The sequence below is a fragment of the Paramixta manurensis genome (assembly GCF_013285385.1).
Classification (GTDB): Bacteria; Pseudomonadota; Gammaproteobacteria; order Enterobacterales; family Enterobacteriaceae; genus Paramixta; species Paramixta manurensis.
Map to the genome: position 1 here is coordinate 3,970,526 of NZ_CP054212.1, position 18,626 is coordinate 3,989,151.

Genomic DNA, 18,626 nt, shown 5'->3' on the forward strand with positions numbered 1-18,626 from the left:
GACTAGACTTAACCTCATCGTTCAACCGATACCGTCGGGTATCGGTTAACCTGCAGAAAGGAGAAGTTATGGCAGATCAACCTATTATCAAACTTCATGATGGCAATATGATGCCGCAGTTCGGCCTCGGCGTTTGGCAAGCCAGTATTGAAGACGCACGCAAAGCAGCGGTAAAAGCCCTCGATGTTGGCTATCGTTCCATTGATACCGCTGCCATTTACAAAAATGAAGAAGCGATTGGTCAGGCGTTGCAAGAAACCGACGTCCCGCGCGATGACATTTTTATCACCACCAAATTGTGGAACGAGGATCAGCTTAATAGCCAGCAGGCGATGGAGACCAGCCTGAAGAAACTCCAGCTTGAGCAGGTCGATCTTTATCTAATGCACTGGCCGTGCCCGGAAAAAGATAACTTTGTTGAAGCCTGGAAAGGCATGATTGAGCTGCAAAAGCAGGGGCTGACAAAAAGTATCGGCGTGTGTAATTTCCAGCAGGCGCATTTGAAACGGCTGATCGATGAAACTGGCGTGGTGCCGGTCGTTAACCAGATTGAGCTGCACCCAATGCTGCAACAGCGTGAACTGCACGCCTGGAACGCGATGCATCAGATTCAGACCGAATCATGGAGCCCGTTGGCGCAAGGCGGGAAAGGGGTTTTCGATCAGGAAATTATCAAAAACCTGGCGAAGAAATACGGTAAAACACCGGCGCAGATTGTGATTCGCTGGCATCTTGATAGCGGTTTGGTGGTGATCCCGAAATCCGTTACGCCGGCCCGTATTGAAGAGAACTTTAAGGTGTTTGATTTCCGTCTGGAGAAACCGGAAATCAGTGAAATTGCCAAGTTGGATAAAGGCCAGCGCCTGGGGCCAGATCCGGACGAGTTTAATTAATCGCTTTTGGCCGGGCATGCCCGGCCAACTCACGGTATCGGCTGCACCAATAATTGACCGGCGCTACCGCGATCCGCCATCTCCAGCGCCTGGCTGTAATAGACAAACGGAAAGTGATCGGACGAAGGTTGAGTAAAAGAAACCAATAGCTCAACATCGCCATCGACCCAAACGGTATCCTTCCAACCGCGATCTTCTCCCATCGGCGACGCGCCATTCACACTCTTAATCAGAAACATCACGCCCTGAATATGCAACGGTTGCGGCATATCCGCATGAATGATCCAACGCTCCCATGTCCCCTGCTGCGCCTGTGTATCAATCCGTGACATATCCCATAACGCGCCGTTAATCCCCGGCAGAGAATCGCCCAGACGGAATTCACGAATGCGGCTTGGGGTACCATCAATTAATTGATCGGCCAATAAACGCATCGGCAAATTATCGGTCACCAAAGGCAACAAGCCAGTAGGACGCAGCGTCAACACCAGCGTGGAGGTCAGGATACTGGAGGGCTCAAACAAACCGCGCAGCCGATCCATAATCCCTGCCGCCGCGCCCGCGGTAATCGACACTTCGTCGCCCTGCGACATATCGATCAAGACTTCACGCCGTTCGCCCGGCGCCAGCGAAAGTTGCTGTACCGCAACCGGTGCCGGGAGAAAGCCCTGATCGCTGGCAATTACGTTAAAGGGGCGATTGTCACTCAGGCTTAACGCATAGCGTCGGGCGTTGGAGGCGTTTAATAAACGTAGGCGCACCCAGCCGCGTGACACCTCGACATAGGGATTCTGTACGCCATTAACCAGCAGCGTATCGCCCACCATGCCGCCATTGTCCGGCGGGTTATAAACCGGGGTACCAAAATTATCGAGCCGTTTATCTTGAATAATCAGCGGAAAGTCATCCACACCGTAATGATTCGGCAACGGTAAGGCTTTACTCACCTCATCTTCAATCAGCCACATGCCCGCCAGCCCATTGTAAACATGCGGCGCCATGCGATTGGGCGTATTAGCATGATACCAACAGGTTGCGGCAGCCTGGCGGATCGGCAACACTGGCGACCAGTCAACGCCTGGCGACATCAGCCGTGGCGCGCCGCCCATCAATGCGCCGGGCACCTGTAACCCGCTGACGGTCATCGCCACCGGTTCGTTCAACCGATTACTGTAAATCAGTTTGACGTCATCCCCACTCCAGACACGTACCGTTGGGCCTAAATACATGCCATTAACCCCCCACACCGGGGCTTTATTACTGTCGCCGGAAAAAGACCAGTGGCTGCGCTGTAGCGTCAAAAATAGCGGCTGACCGCGACGTGACTCCAGCAACGGCGGAACCGGCAACGCCGTCTCTCCTCCTGCCGCCAGAGCGCGAAACGGCACAGCGCTTGCGCACAGGGCAAGACCCGATGCCTGAATAAATTGACGTCGACTGAAAGACATAACGACTCCGTACCCGTAAGCGTGGCGAATAACTCGCCGTCCATTTTTCTGATTATGTGGGAATGCCGCGTCGGTACCAGAAAATACCCGTCATACTGCAAGCTGCCTGTGCGTAGCCGCGTTCCTGCAACCCGAATTATGTAGGGTAAAGTACCTTGATTGTTAGTGACCGATCAGCCCCGGCAATAGAATGCGCCTTCACTGACCGGCCACGATTACTTAAAGCTTACCGCTGGCCTCACGTTCAGCCACTTCTGCGTTTAATTCATCAATCTTCGCCGCCATTAATTCACGGCAATGGGTCGCCAGTTTGCGCACTGATTGATTTTCAAATTGTTTGATATCCACCGGCGGCAGCATTTCAACAATCACTAACCCGTTTTTCCAGCGGTTTAATTTAATTTTGTCATGCGTATTTGAAACCACCACCGGAATAACCGGCACGCCGGCCGCCATTGCCGCATGAAAGGCGCCGGTTTTAAACGGTAACAGACCACGTCCACGACTACGCGTCCCTTCCGGGAACATCCAGAAAGAGATTTTCTTCCGTTTAAACTGATCGATCAGCTCGCCAATGGTACCGTGCGCTTTCGCCCGATTATCGCGATCAATTAACAAATTACCGGTCAACCAGTAGAGTTGACCAAAAAAGGGAACCCATAACAGACTTTTCTTGCCGACGGTTACCGTGGTTGGCTGCACAATATTCGCCGCGGTAATCATATCGTAATTGTTCTGGTGGTTAGCAATATAGATAGCATTACCAAATTGCTCAGCGTTTTCCGGTTTACGCAGTTCGACTTTTACGCCAAAAATGGTAGAAAGACGACCAAAAGCGTGACCAAAAGTCGCGACATGGCGAGGATTGCGCGGCGAAAACAGACAATAAATACAACCAAAAACACAAACCAGTATCGAATAAATAACCACGAAAATGGTACGTAAAATTAACAGCATAGCCACCTCATATTAGCTTCCGTCTCAGTATACCGACTTTCATCCATACCCGTCATACTTCAAGTTGCCTGTGCGTTGCCGCCTTCCTGCCACTCAAATTATTGAGGGTCTAAAACTCGCCGGTATTGTGCCGAACGGCCACGACGCTCTGCGTTACCGTTCAGCAACTTCCTTAGGTAGGTTACTCTTCGCTATCAACCGCGATCGGACGCGCTGGCGCATCCACATCAACCCGATCAATACGCTGCAAACCGCGTGGCAACAGCGTACCGCGACGTCCACGCTCGGCGCGGAACTTCTGCAACTCTTCCGCCCGTAGCGTCAGTTTCCGTTTACCAACGTGCAGGGTAATCGCGCTCCCCGTCGGTAACAACAACAGCCAGGCAACTTTATCCTCGCCCTTCGCCGCCTGCGCCGACGGAATAGAGATAATCTTGTTGCCTTTACCTTTCGATAACTGCGGCAAATCGCCAACCGGGAACATCAACATCCGGCCTGCGGCGGTGATCGCCAACAGCATATCCTCATCACTGTGCACCGCCATTGGTGTAATCACTTTGGCATTATCCGGCAACGTCAGCAGCGCTTTACCGGCACGATTACGCGAGATCAGATCGCTAAAGGTACACACAAAGCCATAACCGGCGTCTGAAGCCATCAACAGTTTCTGCTCATCTGGCTCCATCAGAACCTGTTCGACAACCGCACCTGGCGGCGGGGTCAGCTTACCGGTCAAGGGTTCGCCCTGCCCGCGCGCCGATGGCAAGGTAGAAGGATCGAGCGTGTAACTGCGCCCGGTCGAGTCAAGGAACGCCACCGGCTGATTACTTTTACCACGCGCTGCCGCACGGAAACTGTCTCCGGCTTTATAACTCAACCCGGCGGGATCGATATCATGCCCTTTGGCGCTACGCACCCACCCCATCTGCGACAAAACAATGGTGACCGGTTCAGACGGCACCAATTCATGTTCACTGATCGCTTTCGCTTCTTCACGCTCGCGCAGCGGAGAACGACGATCATCGCCGTACTTATCGCTATCGGCCTGCAGTTCTTTTTTCAGCAGCGTGTTCATCTTACGCTCAGATGCCAGAATGCCCTGCAGTTGATCGCGCTCTTTTTCCAGCTCGCTCTGTTCGCCGCGAATCTTCATCTCTTCAAGTTTGGCGAGGTGGCGTAATTTCAGCTCAAGGATGGCTTCCGCCTGCGTCTCGCTAATACCGAAACGCGACATCAGCACCGGCTTCGGTTCATCCTCACTGCGAATAATATGAATCACTTCATCAATATTGAGGAACGCAACCAGCAAGCCTTCCAAAATATGCAGGCGCTTCAGCACCTTCTCTAACCGGTAATTCAGGCGACGGCGCACCGTATCGCGACGGAATACCAGCCATTCGGAGAGAATTTCCAGCAGGTTTTTTACCGCCGGGCGATTGTCCAACCCGATCATATTCAGGTTAATGCGGTAGCTTTTCTCCAGGTCGGTGGTGGCAAACAGATGGTTCATCACCTGTTCGAGATCGACGCGGTTCGAGCGTGGCACAATGACTAAACGGGTTGGATTCTCATGATCGGACTCGTCGCGTAGATCCTCCACCATCGGCAGTTTTTTGTTACGCATTTGCGCGGCAATCTGCTCCAACACGCGCGCGCCGGATACCTGGTGCGGCAAGGCGGTAATCACCACATCGCCATCTTCTTTTTTCCATACCGCACGCTGGCGCACCGATCCGCGCCCGTTTTGGTAGATTTTGCGGATCTCTTCACGCGGCGTGATGATCTCGGCTTCGGTGGGGAAATCCGGCCCCTGCACAATCTCTAACAGATCGTCCAGCGTGGCTTTCGGATTATCGATCAGAGAAATGGTCGCACGGGCCACTTCACGTAAGTTATGCGGTGGAATATCGGTCGCCATCCCCACCGCAATGCCGGTGGTGCCGTTCAGCAGAATGTTAGGCAGACGAGCCGGCAACATTTTCGGCTCTTGCAGGGTACCGTCAAAGTTCGGCACATAATCCACCGTCCCCTGCCCTAATTCGCCCAGCAACAACTCGGCATAGTTAGACAGGCGCGATTCGGTATAACGCATCGCCGCAAAGGATTTGGGATCGTCAGGCGCGCCCCAGTTCCCTTGACCATCCACCAACGGATAACGATACGAGAATGGCTGCGCCATCAGCACCATCGCTTCATAGCAGGCGCTATCACCATGCGGATGGTATTTACCCAGCACGTCACCCACGGTACGCGCCGATTTTTTGAACTTGGCGCTGGCGTTCAGCCCCAACTCCGACATGGCATAGACAATACGACGCTGAACCGGCTTTAAGCCATCGCCAATGTAGGGCAGCGCCCGGTCCATGATGACGTACATGGAGTAGTTGAGGTAAGCATTTTCCGTAAACTTATGCAGAGCAAGCCGCTCCGCACCATCCTGCGTCAAATCACTCATTGGTTTCATTTCCTCACATTACGACGCGATAACCCACCACTGCGACGCGCCGCATAGCGGTATATTTGGCGAGGATAGTACCTTATCTCGCCGGGTTCTGTCACAGAGAACCGCTCGGCAGCCGTGCAGGACCGTTTTTCGACAGTGAGGCGCTAAGCAGAACGTACCCGTTCTTTAAATCAGCAATTATTGCGATTAACGCAAAAGTGTTGTGATCAATCACTCATTTTTCCCCAGACTTCGCGCGCGTACACTGACGCAAATTTTGTAACGGAGTAAAAGAGATGAGCAAGATTCTGATTATTGATGCGGGTAAAAGCTTTGCCCACTCAAAAGGCGAGTTAAACCATACCCTCGCTAATGTAGCGGCCACCTTCCTGCGCGATAACGGGCACCAAGTCGAGGTTACCGTGGTGGATAACGGGTATAACGTCGCCGATGAGATCCAAAAATATCTCGCGTCTGACGTTGTCATTTATCAAATGCCTGGCTGGTGGATGGGTGAACCGTGGATCCTGAAAAAATATATTGATGAAGTGTTTACAGAAGGTCACGGCGCTCTGTACGCCAGCGATGGTCGCACGCGTTCTGATGCCAGTAAAAAATATGGCTCCGGCGGCCTGATTCAGGGCAAAAAATATATGCTCTCTCTGACGTGGAACGCCCCGCTAGAAGCCTTTACCGATCCGGAGCAGTTCTTTGAAGGCGTCGGCGTGGATGGGTTGTACCTGCATTTCCATAAAGCCAACCAGTTCTTAGGCATGGAAGGTTTGCCGACCTTTATCTGTAACGATGTGATCAAACAACCGGATATTCCGAACGATATTGCCCGTTATCGTGAGCATCTTAGCCAAATTTTTGCTTAACTTATTCTTCTCTGTATCCATAAAGGAAACGCTATGCTGACCGTGATTGCCGAAATTTGTGTGAAACCGGGTCGTCGTGATGACGTGGTGGCGGCGATTGCCGAATTGACGCCACTGGTATTAAAAGAAGAGGGCTGCGGCTCTTACCAAACATTGGTTGATCATCAGGCACAGTTGCCGTGGAAGAAAAACTCGCCGGACTCCATTTTTATGCTGGAACATTGGGAGTCTCTGCGTTTACTTGAACAGCATTTACAACAACCGCATATGGAAACGCACCGCGCCCGTATCAAAGATGATGTGGTTGATGTGAAGATTCAGGTATTAGAACCAGCCTAAGCGCCGGGTTTGTCGAGCGTCCGGGCGCGGGGTAATGCGGCCGGACTGCTAACAAAGTGAGTCAGAACAGTTGGTATTGCGTGATTTTGTCGCGTAAAAAATCAAGAAAACAGGTAATACGTACCGATAGCGTACTGTTGCGATAATAGACTGCATTGACCGGATGGCGCATTTCCCGCGTTTCCGCTGGCAATACTTCTACCAACCGTCCGCTCTCACGGTCTTTGCGGCTGACAAAGTCTGAGATGCGCGCAATCCCCTGCCCGGCTACCGCCAATTGACGAATAGTTTCACCGCTGGAGGCCGCAAGATCGGGCTTCACCTGCAAAAACTCCCCTTCACTTTGCCAGACCGGCCAGATGTTATGCCGTTCCAGTTGCGTAAAACCAATCAATCGATGATCGGCCAAATCAGCCACGCTTTGCGGCTGCCCGCGCTGCGCCAAATAGTCCGGGCTGGCTAACAAACGCAGTTTACTACTGCCTAAAGCCCGCGCGTGAATGGTTGAATCACGCAGTTCACCGATCCGAATCGCGATGTCGGTTTGCTGTTCCAGCAAATCGATCACTACATCATCGGTATTCAGTTCTAACTGAATTAAGGGGAAGCGCTGGCTAAATTCGCCCACCAGCGGCACGATCACATGCAGCATAAAGGGCGTGGCGGCATTAATGCGTAACCGCCCGGACGGGAGCTCGCGGCGGCGGGCAATTTGCTCTTCAGCATTCTCCACCGAGGCCAAAATATCGCGCGCATGTTCGAGGAAGATTTGCCCCTCCTCGGTTAATGCCAGGCGTCGCGTAGTGCGGTGCAAGAGGGTGGTTTGCAGCTTGCTCTCTAACCGACTCAGGGCGCGACTAATCCCTGAACTGGTTTGATTCAGTTGCTCTGCCGCGGCGGTAATCGAACCGGTATCGACCACCACCACCCAGGCACGTAGTTCTTCCAGCGTAATTTTCACCGTGATACCGCCATTGGTATGCCGGGCAACTTACACCTCGATCTCGGCAGTATCACCCTTCTCTTGCAGCCAGTTACGGCGGTCTTCCGAGCGTTTTTTGGCCAGCAGCATATCCATCATCGCTAAGGTTTGCTCGATATCCTGTTCATCAACGGTTAACTGCACCAAACGACGCGTATTGGGATCGAGCGTGGTTTCACGCAATTGTAGCGGATTCATCTCACCCAAGCCTTTAAAGCGCTGAACGTTAGGTTTACCCCGCTTCCGCTTCAGTTGTTCCAGCACGCCCTCTTTCTCTTCTTCATCCAGCGCGTAATACACCTCTTTGCCTAGATCGATACGGTACAACGGCGGCATGGCGACATACACATGGCCGCCTTTGACCAGCGAACGGAAATGGCGCACAAACAGAGCGCACAGCAGCGTGGCGATATGCAACCCATCGGAGTCCGCATCGGCGAGGATACAAATCTTGCCATAACGGAGCTGTGACAGGTCTTCGCTATCGGGATCGATACCGATAGCCACGGAAATGTCATGAACTTCCTGCGAAGCCAACACCTCATCGGAAGACACTTCCCAGGTATTCAGGATCTTACCTTTGAGCGGCATAATCGCCTGGTACTCACGGTCACGCGCCTGTTTAGCCGAACCGCCTGCGGAATCCCCTTCCACAAGAAATAGCTCGGTTTTATTTAAATCCTGCGCAGTACAGTCAGCTAATTTACCCGGCAACGCTGGCCCGCTGGTCAGCTTTTTGCGCACCACTTTTTTCGCGGCGCGCATACGGCGCTGTGCGCTGGAAATGGCCAATTCGGCGAGCTGCTCCGCCGCCTGCACATTCTGATTCAGCCACAGGCTAAAGGCATCTTTCACCACGCCAGAGACGAAAGCCGCGCACTGACGCGAGGAGAGACGCTCTTTGGTCTGCCCGGCAAATTGTGGGTCCTGCATTTTTACCGACAGAACGTAAGCACAGCGATCCCAAATATCTTCTGCGGAGAGTTTCACGCCGCGCGGCAGAATATTGCGGTATTCACAAAATTCGCGCATCGCATCCAACAGCCCCTGCCGCAGGCCATTAACATGCGTACCGCCCTGCATGGTAGGAATCAAGTTAACGTAGCTTTCCGTTAACAACTCACCACCTTCCGGCAGCCAGAGCAGCGCCCAATCCACGGCTTCAACATCTCCGGCAAAGGCGCCGACAAAAGGTATTTCCGGCAGGGTAATCAACCCATTGACCGCTTCGCTCAGGTAATCCGTCAGGCCATCTTCATAGCACCAGCGCTGCTCGGTGTTATTTACCTGGTCTTTAAACAGGATTTCAACGCCGGGGCACAGTACCGCCTTGGCTTTTAGCAGATGGGTTAACCGTGAAACGGAAAAGCGCGGGCTATCAAAAAAGGAGGCATCAGGCCAAAAGTGTACGCGCGTGCCGGTATTGCGTTTCCCCACCGTGCCGCTTACGGTGAGATCCTGCACTTTATCGCCATTTTCAAAGGCCATATCGTACACTTCGCCGTTACGGCGCACCGTCACTTCAACCCGTTTCGACAACGCGTTGACGACCGAAATGCCCACGCCGTGCAAGCCGCCGGAGAACTGATAGTTTTTATTGGAGAATTTACCGCCGGCATGCAACCGACATAGAATTAACTCAACCGCCGGGACACCCTCTTCCGGATGAATATCCACCGGCATCCCGCGACCGTCATCGATCACTTCCAGAGATTGATCGGCATGCAGGACAACCTCCACGCGCTTAGCATGGCCCGCCAATGCTTCATCAATACTGTTATCGATTACTTCTTGCCCTAAGTGATTCGGGCGCGAGGTGTCGGTATACATTCCCGGACGACGACGAACGGGTTCGAGGCCGCTGAGTACCTCAATGGCATCAGCGTTATAGCTGGATTGAGTCATCGTATAAATCTGATTGGTGGTAAAAAAGGTTAAGCTTTTTCAGGCGTGATTCAGACCAATAAAGTCAAGAATCTGCGGGAAAAAGCGTTCGAATCCGACAAAGGCATGGTTACCGCCCTCTTCCACCGCCTGACGGCAGGCATTGTAATAATCCAGCGCCTGGCGGTAATCGAGCACTTCATCACCCGTTTGCTGTAGCAACCAAACTAAATCCGGCGACTCCAGTGGGTCAATCTGCATGACTTTCAGATCGTAAATGTGGCGTGACTCTAACACATATTGCTGCCCGGTGTACGGGTTCTCGTTTTCGCCGAGAAAGCCCATTAACAGTTCGAAAGGACGCACCGCCGGGTTGATGACCACCGCAGGTAGCGTAAAGCATTGTGAAAGCCAGGTTGCATAATACCCGCCCAGTGACGAACCGACTAACCCCAGCGGCTCTCCGGCCCGCTCCATCACCATATTCTCCAATAGCGCCGCCGCCTCGGCAGGATAGGCCGGCAGTTGCGGCACCAGCATTTCAATTGTCGGGTGATGTTCCGACAACCATTGGTGTAATTGGGTCGCTTTGGCCGAGCGAGGAGAGCTGTTAAAGCCATGCAAATAGAGCAAGGTCGCCATCAATCAATAACCTTCTGAATCCAAATCCGGGCTGAATGCCGCGGTTTTCAGACGGCATACCGTGGTTTCGACCCGGCCATCGTCAAACAGATCAAACCAGCGCCAGCCTGGCGGCACTGAGTCAATGGTGAAGTTGGTGCAGTGTGGTTTGAACTGAACGCAGGTGGATGGCGTTGCCAGTAAGCGGCGACCATTCCAGTCAAGATCAAGCTCTTGATGTATATGCCCGCAAATTAACGTTTTCGCCAAGGGGTAATGTTGCAGGATGGCGTCCAGCGCGTGCGGATTACGCAAGCTGTGTTGATCCAGCCAACTGCAGCCGGAAGCCAGTGGATGATGGTGCAGTAACACCAGCGTATGTCGTTCTGGCTCGGCGGCCAGCACGCTCTCCAGCCACTCCAGTTGATAATCGCTCAACATCCCATGCGGCACGCCAAAGACCTGGCTATCAAGTAATACCAGTTGCCAATGTTCACCAAGGAACACGCATTTCTGGTCGGCAATGCTGGTGTTGCCTAGCGTCTCAAACATCGCTGGCTGAAAATCATGATTACCCGGTAACCAAACGCATGGCGCAGGAAGGCGCGCAATGCCCTCAGCGAAATGCTGATAGGCTTCAACGCTGTGATCTTGCGCCAGATCGCCTGTCGCGATAATCAGATCATAGTCTTGCCGTTCGGTCTCAATCGCACTCAATACCGCCTGATAACTGGCCCAGGTATTCACGCCCAGCAGCGTTTCATTTTTACCGGCGAAAAGGTGGGTATCCGTGATTTGTAAAATCCTGAAGTGGGTCCCACTCGCCACAGGAAGTTTTAACAGGCTATCCAAAGAGTTTCCTTAATCTCCACGCCATTTCAGGGACAGATCTCGCGCTGTTAGCCGACCGGGACGGCCATCGCACCATACGCTAAACAGTAGCGCAACCAGTCTGCAAGGAACTGGTTAATCTGATGCTTTTCATCACGCTGATGCAATCTTTTGTTGGGATAATCATAGCGCGCTTTGAAGCGATAGATCTGCTGTGTTGAACACACTTCGGCAACCATCGCATCGTGATAGAGCCTGACCGACATTGACGGCAGACTCCAGTAGCTCACCGCAGGCGCAGTTTGCCGGATTTCGACCAACGTGGTGTAACGCGTCGACTCTTCGATAGTAATGCGATAGCAAGCGCCGTTAACCTGATAACTCACCGTCGCGCCTGCGGTATCATCACGCGGCAGCAAACGACGCAACTGTGCGAAATTCGTTTCGCACAGACGCATCATTTCGGGAAAATCAGGGACATAGCGCTTTATCATTTCGGATTCCACTCTTCTCGTAAGGCTTCATGGTGCAGTGCCAGCCATTGCAAAGCAATGACAGACGCGGCGTTATCAATTTTCCCCTCTTCCACCCACTGGTAGGCCTGTTGGCGGCTAACCACATGGACAAGAATATCCTCATTCTCTTCCTCCAGACCGTGGCATCCCTGTGCCACGCTGGCATCCACTTCACCAACGAATACCGATAGCCGTTCGCTAGTACCGCCCGGACTCGCCAGGTAGTTAATCATCGGTTTGATGCGCCCAACCTCCAGGCCTGTCTCTTCCTGCGCTTCACGCCGCGCCACCTGCTCAGGGCTTTCGCCTGGTTCAATGATACCGGCAACCATTTCCAGCAACCAAGGGGTAGCGCTGGTTTCAATCGCCGGTAGACGAATCTGCTCAATCAGCACCACTTCGTCTCGCTGCGGATCATAGGGTAACAAGACTGCGGCGTGGCCACGCTCAAAAATTTCGCGTACCACCTCTTTGCTCATCTGGCCGTTAAACAAGCGATGACGAAAACGATAGCGGACCAGGGAAAAAAAACCCTCATACAGCGGCTCTCGTGCAATAATTTCTACATCGTTTTTTGTGAAAGTCACCGGGTATTTTTTTTCAGCGCCCATTGTTGAGCCTCCTGTGAGATGGGGGACGAAACCGGGAAATTCAAACTGAATGCCCTGGAAGTGTGGTTCTTTCTGAATTATTTACGTAAATTACGGGAGATGGCACGTTCAGCCAACTTCCTCTCACGGCAGACTCTGCTAGAATCGGCGATTATTTTTTGGCTTATGTCAGCGCTACCATAGCAATATTGCTGCACTACAAGGAATGCAAATGAAGAAACTGCTCCCATTACTTATCGGCCTGAGCCTGGGCGGCTTCAGCGTAGCAAGTCAGGCGGAGAACCTGCTGCAGATTTATCAGCAGGCGCGATTGACGAACCCAGATTTACGCAGCTCCGCGGCCGATCGTGACGCGGCATTCGAAAAGATTAACGAAGCGCGTAGCCCGTTACTACCGCAATTAGGCTTAGGTGCGGATTATACCTACAGCAACGGTTTCCGTGACAATAGTGGTTTGCACTCCAATACGACCAGTGGCTCACTGCAATTAACGCAGACCCTTTTCGATATGTCAAAGTGGCGCGCATTAACCCTGCAAGAAAAAACTGCGGGTATTCAAGATGTTACTTACCAAACCGCGCAACAAAATTTAATGTTGAACACCGCAACAGCCTATTTTAACGTGCTGCGTGCGATTGATTCGCTTTCATTTACTGAAGCCCAGAAACAATCTATCTACCGCCAGTTAGATCAAACCACCCAACGTTTTAACGTCGGTCTGGTCGCGATTACTGACGTACAAAACGCCCGGGCGCAATATGACAGCGTGCTGGCGAATGAAGTGACCGCGCGCAATAATCTTGATAACGCGGTTGAAACCCTGCGTCAGGTAACCGGTAACTACTATCCGACGCTGGCTTCACTGAATATCGATCGTTTCCAGACGGATAAGCCCGACGCGGTGAGCGCGCTGCTGAAAGAGGCGGAAAGCCGCAACCTGAACCTGTTGTCAGCGCGTTTGTCGCAAGATTTGGCTCGTGAACAAATCCGTTTAGCGGAAACTGGCCACCTGCCAACGCTGGATTTAACCGCCTCTACCGGTCTGTCTAATAACAAATATGGCGGTAGCCGCGCGAATCAGAGTACCTCAAGTAGCGACAATATCAGCGGTAACAACCAGGTGGGCCTGAGTTTCACGCTGCCGTTGTATAGCGGCGGTTCGGTGACTTCACAGGTTAAACAAGCGCAGTATGCATTTGTTTCCGCCAGTGAGCAGCTGGAAAGCGCGCACCGTAGCGCGGTTCAAACCGTTCGCTCATCCTTCAACAACATCAATGCGTCAATCAGCAGCATCAACGCCTTTAAACAGGCCGTAGTGTCGGCGCAAAGCTCTTTGGATGCGTCTGAAGCGGGCTATCAGGTTGGTACGCGTACCATTGTTGACGTGTTGGATGCGACCTCTACGCTGTATAGCGCTAAGCAACAGCTTTCCGATGCGCGTTACGACTACATGATTAACCAACTGAACATTAAATCTGCGCTCGGCACGCTGAACGAGCAGGATTTGATGGCGCTAAATGGTCGTCTGGGCAAAGAGATTCCAACCTCACCGGAAACGGTCGCGCCGGAAAATCCACAGCAAGATGCTTCTGCCGATAACGGTGCTCAAACCAATGCGTCGTCTGCGCCGCGAGCTTCCGCGCAGGCAACACCTGCGGCGGCATCACGTCCGGCAGCACGTTCCACCGGCAACCCGTTCCGTCACTAAGTTTACCGGGGCAGCATTCGCTGCCCCTTTCACAATCAAACGTATAGCTACGTAAAGATCCCTGTCGCCGCTCCCCGCATCGCTTCAATTTTCACCATCGATCCCCTATCCTATGCACTACCTTTGGGCACAGGACAGAATGTGATGAAACGGACTAAAAATATTAATCATGCTTCCTTTCGTAAAAGCTGGCGTGCGCGCCATTTAACCCCGGTCGCACTGGCCGTCACCACCGTTTTCCTGTTAGCAGGTTGCGAACAATCAGATGAAACGGTTTCTCTGTATCAAAACGCCGATGACTGTACGAAAGCCAATCCGGGCCAAAGCGCCCAATGTACCACTGCTTACAACAATGCGCTGACAGAGGCCGGGAAAACCGCGCCTAAATACGCCACGCGCGAAGATTGTGTGGCGGAGTTCGGTGAAAACCAGTGCCAACAGGCTCCGGCACAGGCAGGCGTAGGCAATGCGCAGGCGCAACAAAGCGGCAGCTTCTGGATGCCATTAATGGCCGGTTATATGATGGGCCGTATGATGAGCGGCGGTGCCGGCTTCGCCTCGCAACCGCTGTTTACCTCGCGCAATCCGGCCAGCCCGGCGAATGGTAAATTTGTCGATGCCAGCGGTCGTAGCTACGGTAACGCTACCTCCGGCCGTTCGGTAAACGTACCGAAAACCGCGCTGGCGCCAAAACCCGCCACCACCAGTACGGTGACACGCGGTGGCTTTGGTGAAACGGTGGTGAAGCAAACCTCCATGCAACGTAGTAGCGCGATGGGCTCCAGTCGCTCAATGGGAGGCTAATCTCCGCCATGAAGCGTATAGCGATTACGGAACGCCCGGATTGGCAGGAGAAGGCCACTGAATATGGTTTTCGTTTTCACACCATGCACGGTGAACCGTACTGGTGTGAGGATGCATACTATCAGTTCACGCTGCCGCAGATCGATTATCTGGAGGACACGACACAGGAATTGCATCAAATGTGTCTACAGGTAGTGGAGAAAGTGGTGGAAAGCGAAGCGTTGCTGACCAAATTCCGCATCCCCAAACATACTTGGGATTTCGTGCGTAACGCGTGGAAAACGTCGCAACCTTCACTCTATTCACGTCTTGATCTGGCGTGGGATGGTCAGGGGAATGCGCGTTTGCTGGAAAACAATGCAGATACGCCAACCTCTTTATATGAAGCCGCTTTCTTCCAGTGGATCTGGCTGGAGGATCAGCTAAAAGCGGGGAATTTGCCCGTTGGTAGCGATCAGTTCAATAGCCTGCAGGAGAAGCTCATTGAACGCTTTACCGCGCTTCATCAGCAACACGGCTTTAGCTGGCTGCACTTTGCCTGCTGCCGTGATACCGATGAGGACAAAGGCACGGTGCAATATTTGCAGGATTGCGCCACCGAAGCCGGTCTACCGAGCGAGTTTCTGTACATCGACGAAATTGGTTTAGGCGAGAAAGGGCAGTTTACCGACATTCACGACCAGGTCATCAGCAACCTGTTTAAGCTCTATCCGTGGGAGTTTATGTTACGCGAGATGTTTTCCACCAAGCTGGAAGATGCGGGCGTTCGGTGGCTGGAACCAGCGTGGAAAAGCATTTTGTCCAATAAAGCGCTGCTGCCGCTGCTGTGGCAGATGTTCCCCAACCACCCTAACCTGCTGCCGGCATATTTTGCTGAAGATAACCCGCCCTCAATGGATAAATATGTGGTTAAGCCATTGTTTTCCCGCGAAGGCGCCAATATTAGCATTGTCGAAAATGGGCAGAAAATCGCCCATGTCGATGGCCCGTACGGGGAAGAAGGCTATATCGTGCAGCAGTTTCATCCGCTGCCTAAGTTTGGCGACAGTTATACCCTGATTGGCAGTTGGCTGATTGACGATCGTCCGGCGGGTATCGGCCTGCGTGAAGATCGTGACCTGATTACCCAAGACCTTTCTCGTTTCTATCCTCACACCTTTATTGAGTAGCTTAACTGCTTCTGGCCGACGATTAGCGGCAGAAGCAGTCCCTCGCGCAAACAAAATTAACAGGTAAACTTGCAAGTTTACCTGTTAATCGTTATGTTCATGGTCATGAAAAAAACCAAAGAACTCGAAGCGGCGGTGACTGATTTATTGCTGGTAACCGGACAGCTTACGCGCCGCTTGCGCGCGGTATCAAACACGCGGGAACTGACCTGGTCGCAGGTTGCGATTATGGCGCGCCTGGACGAGGTTGGCGCGATGACCACCGCTGACCTTGCCCGCGCCGAAGCCGTCAAACCGCAATCAATGGGCGGCACGCTGGCGGCAATGGAAGAAGAAGGGCTGGTAGAACGCCGAGCGCATCCTAATGATGGCCGACAAGTCCTGTTCGCGCTAACCGCAATGGGACGCGAAGCACGCCAGCAGGTTTCGCTGGCTAAACGCGAATGGCTGATGGCGGCCATGAGTAAGCTCTCCACCACAGAGCGCGAAACGTTAATCGCCGCCGTCGATCTCATCCGTCGGCTGGAAGATTGATGAAAAGGTCGCTGGCGGTAAAAACCCCTCTTTCCTCGCAGGCGCCTTTCGGTTTCCGGTTTGTCACGCCGCTCGCGTTGGGGTCAACGCTAAACCCGATTAATTCCACCATGATCTCAACGGCACTGGTGCCGATTGCGACGGATTTACATGCCAGCGTGGCGGAGACCGGGTGGCTAATCGCCGGGCTCTATCTCGCCAGCGCGATTGCCCAACCGACGATGGGGCGGCTAGCTGACCTGCTCGGCCCTCGCCGCGTATATCTGTTTTCTCTCGTATTGATCGCCATTGCCGGTTTACTCGGTCAGTTTATTCCTTCTCTGACGGGGCTGGTTTTAGTGCGCGTATTACTGGGGATTGGCACTTCCGGGGCTTATCCTTCCGCCATGCGCCTGTTTCGCCAGCGTACAGATAAACTCGGCAGCCCGCCGCCGCGCATGGCAATGGGGGTGCTTTCAATGAGTGGCGTATCAATGTCCGCGGTCGGGCCATTTTTAGGGGGTGTCTTAACCGCCGCCTTTGGCTGGCATGCCATCTTTACCGTCAATGTACCACTCGCGCTCGGCACGATTGTGTTGGTGCTACTATGGATTCCGCGTGATGAGCGACCGGCGGCAACGTTCAAACAGTTGCTGAGCGAAGTCGATCTGTGGGGGATTATTTTATTCAGCGGCTTTCTTCTCAATCTGATGATATTTCTGCTGGCACTCAACAAACCTAACTTACTGGCACTTGCGCTGTCCGTCGCCTTTTGCGCCGCACTCATTTTCCACTCCCAACGCCGCTCCCAGCCGTTTATCGATACGCGTATGTTGGTTAATAACCGTGCGCTTTCGGTCACCTATTTACGCGCCGGATTGGTGTTGATGATGGTCTATTGCGTGTTGTACGGTTTTGCACAATGGCTGGAAAGCGCCGCCGGTTTCAGTGAAGAACAGGCGGGGCTGATTACCATGCCGATGTCGATTATTGCCGCGCTCTCTTCGTTGATGGGGACGCGAACAAAGAGTATCCGCACGCCGTTTCTGATCAGTATTGGCTCCGCGCTGGCAGGCTGTATCTGCCTACTGTTTTTGCACGGCGAAACCGCGGCTTGGGTGATTGCATTGGCCGTCACTTTTTTCGCCGCGCCGCAAGGTATGTTTTCTACCGCCACCCAAGCCGCCGTCTACCTGCAAGCGCCTGCGCAGGAAATGGGTACCGCCGCCGGTCTACAACGCACGGCGCAATATATCGGAGCGATCGCGGCAACCAGCCTGCTTGGCCTGGTCTACGGTCAACACGCTACCGATCATGGTTTGCACACTTTAGCTTGGGTGATGGCCACGCTGAGCGTTTTGCTGTTTATCGCCACCTTATTTGATCGGACCTTACGAAATCCGGTCGAGATGCCTTCCGCCACTGATTGAAAGGAGTACTTATGCCACTTTCCACCCTTGATAACCTGCCTGCGCTGATCGTTGTTGATATGCAAAAAGGCATCGTCGGTCTACCCTTGGCACACCCCACCGAATCGATCATTGATAACAATGCGAAGTTAGCGCAGGCTTTTCGCGCCCGGGGTTTACCGGTTGTGCTGGTTAATGTCACTAGCGGCGCGCCGGGACGCGTTGAGATGGCTCACGACTTCACTCCGCCTGCGGATTGGGCTGAGTTAATCCCGGAACTGGGAGAACATCCTGACGATCACAAAGTCACCAAGCTGCAGTGGGGATCTTTTCACGGCACCTCGCTCGATCTGTATCTTCGCCGTCGCGGCGTCACTCAAGTTATCATCACCGGGATCGCGACCAGTATTGGCGTCGAGTCCACCGCCCGTCACGCTCATGAGCTTGGCTACCATGTTGTGCTGGTGACCGATGCGATGACTGACCTTGAATTGGTCTCTCATCAGCACAGCATTGAAAAAATCTTCCCGCGCCTTGGGGAAAGAGTCACCACCGATGCGTTGCTGCAGTTGCTCGACGAGAAATAAAACAGGCCGCCAGCAACGGCGGCCCATAGACACT

18 protein-coding genes are annotated in these 18,626 nt (G+C 53.1%); 9 read left to right on the plus strand and 9 right to left on the minus strand.

Annotated elements, in window-relative coordinates:
• Nucleotides 1-68 precede the first annotated feature (68 nt).
• Complete coding sequence (dkgA, locus tag PMPD1_RS19150; protein ID WP_173635545.1) at nucleotides 69-893, plus strand: 2,5-didehydrogluconate reductase DkgA; 825 nt, start codon at nucleotides 69-71, stop codon at nucleotides 891-893.
• A gap of 29 nt (nucleotides 894-922) precedes the next feature.
• Here the strand turns inward: dkgA and ftsP are convergent, their stop codons facing one another.
• The 3 genes from ftsP to parC all read right to left on the minus strand — a co-directional run bounded on the left by ftsP (nucleotide 923) and on the right by parC (nucleotide 5,753).
• The gene (ftsP, locus tag PMPD1_RS19155; protein WP_173635546.1) at nucleotides 923-2,341 is read right to left on the minus strand and encodes a cell division protein FtsP; all 1,419 of its coding nucleotides are present in this window, start codon (nucleotides 2,339-2,341) and stop codon (nucleotides 923-925) included.
• Nucleotides 2,342-2,560: 219 nt separating this feature from the next.
• On the minus strand, nucleotides 2,561-3,298 hold the full coding sequence (locus PMPD1_RS19160; protein WP_173635547.1) for a 1-acylglycerol-3-phosphate O-acyltransferase: 738 nt from the start codon (nucleotides 3,296-3,298) through the stop codon (nucleotides 2,561-2,563).
• Between the two features lie 181 nt (nucleotides 3,299-3,479).
• A complete protein-coding gene (gene parC / locus PMPD1_RS19165; RefSeq protein ID WP_173635548.1) occupies nucleotides 3,480-5,753 on the minus strand; it encodes a DNA topoisomerase IV subunit A in 2,274 nt (757 codons plus the stop codon).
• A 284-nt stretch (nucleotides 5,754-6,037) separates the two neighbouring features.
• On the opposite strand from parC, the gene PMPD1_RS19170 reads away from it, so the two are divergent.
• Nucleotides 6,038-6,619 (plus strand): NAD(P)H-dependent oxidoreductase, encoded by a 582-nt coding sequence (locus PMPD1_RS19170; protein ID WP_173635549.1) that lies wholly within the window; start codon nucleotides 6,038-6,040, stop codon nucleotides 6,617-6,619.
• Nucleotides 6,620-6,652: 33 nt separating this feature from the next.
• The gene (locus PMPD1_RS19175) at nucleotides 6,653-6,958 is read left to right on the plus strand and encodes a putative quinol monooxygenase (RefSeq protein ID WP_173635550.1); all 306 of its coding nucleotides are present in this window, start codon (nucleotides 6,653-6,655) and stop codon (nucleotides 6,956-6,958) included.
• Between the two features lie 61 nt (nucleotides 6,959-7,019).
• Here the strand turns inward: PMPD1_RS19175 and PMPD1_RS19180 are convergent, their stop codons facing one another.
• From PMPD1_RS19180 to nudF, 6 genes are read right to left on the minus strand one after another with little or no spacing between them, the layout of a single operon-like run.
• Nucleotides 7,020-7,919, minus strand: coding sequence for a LysR family transcriptional regulator (locus PMPD1_RS19180; RefSeq protein ID WP_173635551.1), 900 nt, complete (start codon nucleotides 7,917-7,919; stop codon nucleotides 7,020-7,022).
• A 30-nt stretch (nucleotides 7,920-7,949) separates the two neighbouring features.
• Nucleotides 7,950-9,845 (minus strand): DNA topoisomerase IV subunit B, encoded by a 1,896-nt coding sequence (gene parE, locus PMPD1_RS19185; RefSeq protein WP_173635552.1) that lies wholly within the window; start codon nucleotides 9,843-9,845, stop codon nucleotides 7,950-7,952.
• Between the two features lie 39 nt (nucleotides 9,846-9,884).
• Nucleotides 9,885-10,466 (minus strand): esterase YqiA, encoded by a 582-nt coding sequence (gene yqiA, locus PMPD1_RS19190; RefSeq protein WP_173635553.1) that lies wholly within the window; start codon nucleotides 10,464-10,466, stop codon nucleotides 9,885-9,887.
• Nucleotides 10,467-10,469: 3 nt separating this feature from the next.
• A complete protein-coding gene (gene cpdA / locus PMPD1_RS19195) occupies nucleotides 10,470-11,297 on the minus strand; it encodes a 3',5'-cyclic-AMP phosphodiesterase (protein WP_173635554.1) in 828 nt (275 codons plus the stop codon).
• Nucleotides 11,298-11,344: 47 nt separating this feature from the next.
• Nucleotides 11,345-11,770, minus strand: a complete 426-nt coding sequence (locus PMPD1_RS19200) for a DUF1249 family protein (protein ID WP_173635555.1) — start codon at nucleotides 11,768-11,770, stop codon at nucleotides 11,345-11,347.
• Nucleotides 11,767-12,402, minus strand: a complete 636-nt coding sequence (gene nudF, locus PMPD1_RS19205) for an ADP-ribose diphosphatase (RefSeq protein WP_173635556.1) — start codon at nucleotides 12,400-12,402, stop codon at nucleotides 11,767-11,769. Before nudF ends, PMPD1_RS19200 begins: the two co-directional genes overlap by 4 nt.
• Before the next feature lie 211 nt (nucleotides 12,403-12,613).
• Here nudF and tolC point away from each other — a divergent pair, with 211 nt between their 5' ends.
• From tolC to PMPD1_RS19235, 6 genes are all read left to right on the plus strand, one after another.
• Entirely contained in the window at nucleotides 12,614-14,110 is a 1,497-nt protein-coding gene (gene tolC, locus PMPD1_RS19210) for an outer membrane channel protein TolC (RefSeq protein WP_173635557.1), read from the plus strand.
• A gap of 144 nt (nucleotides 14,111-14,254) precedes the next feature.
• A complete protein-coding gene (locus tag PMPD1_RS19215; RefSeq protein ID WP_173635558.1) occupies nucleotides 14,255-14,914 on the plus strand; it encodes a DUF1190 family protein in 660 nt (219 codons plus the stop codon).
• 8 nt (nucleotides 14,915-14,922) lie between these two features.
• Nucleotides 14,923-16,083, plus strand: a complete 1,161-nt coding sequence (locus PMPD1_RS19220) for a glutathionylspermidine synthase family protein (protein WP_173635559.1) — start codon at nucleotides 14,923-14,925, stop codon at nucleotides 16,081-16,083.
• Between the two features lie 105 nt (nucleotides 16,084-16,188).
• Nucleotides 16,189-16,617, plus strand: a complete 429-nt coding sequence (locus PMPD1_RS19225) for a MarR family winged helix-turn-helix transcriptional regulator (RefSeq protein WP_354292693.1) — start codon at nucleotides 16,189-16,191, stop codon at nucleotides 16,615-16,617.
• Complete coding sequence (locus PMPD1_RS19230) at nucleotides 16,617-18,026, plus strand: MFS transporter (protein WP_173635560.1); 1,410 nt, start codon at nucleotides 16,617-16,619, stop codon at nucleotides 18,024-18,026. Before PMPD1_RS19225 ends, PMPD1_RS19230 begins: the two co-directional genes overlap by 1 nt.
• Before the next feature lie 11 nt (nucleotides 18,027-18,037).
• Nucleotides 18,038-18,592: an isochorismatase family protein gene (locus PMPD1_RS19235; RefSeq protein ID WP_173635561.1), complete on the plus strand. Its 555-nt coding sequence runs from the start codon at nucleotides 18,038-18,040 to the stop codon at nucleotides 18,590-18,592.
• Nucleotides 18,593-18,626 lie beyond the last annotated feature (34 nt).